The sequence below is a fragment of the Trebonia sp. genome, assembly GCF_049794275.1.
Lineage (GTDB): Bacteria > Actinomycetota > Actinomycetes > Streptosporangiales > Streptosporangiaceae > Trebonia.
This window is the reverse complement of sequence record NZ_JBARCR010001001.1, coordinates 1-1,860: the sequence shown is the minus strand read 5'-3', so window position 1 is coordinate 1,860 and position 1,860 is coordinate 1. Positions and strand designations below refer to the sequence as shown.

Annotated in this window: 1 protein-coding gene and 1 pseudogene; both read right to left on the bottom strand. The window is 69.2% G+C overall.

Features of this window, described 5'->3' with window-relative positions; all coding sequences use genetic code 11:
* Positions 1-649, bottom strand: a 649-nt coding sequence (locus WA805_RS25335; protein WP_425243589.1) for a DUF899 family protein, incomplete at its 3' end; no start/stop codon positions are given.
* 640 nt (positions 650-1,289) lie between these two features.
* Positions 1,290-1,860: pseudogene (locus WA805_RS25330) on the bottom strand (hypothetical protein); the annotation flags it as partial.

The following is a 1,860-nucleotide window of genomic DNA, read 5'->3' as shown; positions in this document are numbered from 1 at the left end:
CGTGCCCCTCGGGCCAGCCGTCCGGGCTGGCCTGCCACGCCTCGCCCCGGCCGTAAGGCGTCATGTCCAGCAGGGCGAAGGACCCGCTGGCCGCTTCGGTGCCGCGGCCCGTCGTGGAGTAAGTGAGGAACACGCGGTCGCCATCGCGCAGGAAGCAGCTGACGTGTCCCATTTCCCCGCCGATCGGCTCGTCCGCGTCACGCACCGAGTACCAGGGCTGGGTGTAGCCCATGAACTCGGTATAGGAGGCCACCTCGTCCCAGCGGCCTGGGGTCAGGATGGCGAACGAGACGCCGCGGGCGTTGAGGTACACCGCGTCCTTCAGGTGCCAGGCCGTGACGGTGCAGCCCTCGCACTGCCCCTGGTGCGGCGCGCCGTCCCACCACATGTGCTTGTAGACCAAGAGCTCGTCGCGGCCCTGGAACAGGTCCAGGAACGGGACCGGGCCGCCGGAGCCGGTCACCTCGACCTTCCCGTCGAACTCCATCATCGGCAGCCGGCGGCGGGCCGCGGCGAGGGCGTCGCCTTCGCGGGTGTGGGCTTTCTCGCGGACCAGAAGCTCGTCACGGGCAGCCTGCCAGGTAGCCAGGTCAACCACGGGCGGGCGGCCGGGCAACGCGGCGGCCGGGTCGTTTGGGGTGCTCATCATGGTGTCTCCGTGATGTCTCACGCGGGGCAGCCCGTCTGCCGTCCTGCTGCGGTAACCAGGCAGACGCGCGACCCAGTCAAAAATCATCGCGTCAGGGGGACCCTCAGCCCGGCCTGGATGCGCTCCGCCGATCGCGTGCGGTAACAGATTGGCGCCTGCCAGGACGACGGAGCAGACTGGCGACTAAGTGCCTAGATCAAGGTGGCCGGCCGATCAGGACAGGAAAAGCCAATGACCCAGCCCATCCCACGCGGTGCGACGGACCGCGCATGTGTGCTATTCAGCGACCTCATCGAGGGCCACTGGGAGAAGGTCGACGGGGAGTTCGACGCGAGCTTGCGCGGTCAGGTGGACCTTGCCCGCGGGTGGGCGGAGATGGTGGATTCCGCCGGCAGCTTCGAGCGCATAGATGCCCCGTCCGCCCGGCAGTTCGGTGGTTACACGTTGGTGGATGTCCCGCTGGCTTTCGCGGCCGGGGGGGCAATCGGGGAAGTGGTGTTCGACCGGGCTGGCAAGGTCGCTGGCCTGGCACTGGAATTTCCGTATCCCCGTCCGCGTCAGCCGGAGCAACGTCGGCGCCAGTGGGAGCAAGGAACACGGCGAGCCGGGTTCATAGTCAGGAACCCTGAGATAGAGGGACTCATGCGTCGCCCGGCCTTAGCTGGCCATCTGAGTGCCGCAAACACGCGATGCGGCCGACGGCGGCGCAAGAAGCTAGCCGCAGCTCCCAGCCCTGCTGCAGCGCGTCGTGGAACCGCGGGCCCTCGGTAAGGTGTCCTCCGGGCTGGCATTCTTGGCACTGACAGGAGTGCGGGGCTGAGAGTAAGACGCGTGCGTTCTGGATGACTGGTTTCGATTTTTGGAGCAGCCGCCGGCGCTGCGGTTCGATCGTTTCCGCGGGGTCGCGAGCCGAGGCGCGGCCGGCCTCGAAAATGCCGAAACGGGTTAGCGCGGACGAGGCGAGCAGCGCGAGCCCGGACAGCGCGGCCGTCGTCCTGTCGCGGCTGGCGAGCACCGCGCCGGCCAGGCCCGCTGCCGTCAGCACCTCGCCGACCTCGAGCAGCTTCCCGGCCCTGCCCTGCTGGTACGGCTTGGCGCCCTCGCCCAGCCGCTTCAGCAGCAGGCTCTTGGCGGTGAGTTCGGTTAGCGCGCCGAGCACGGCGAACCTGACCGCCGGGCCCGCGTCCCGCGGCGCCACCGCGAGCATGCCG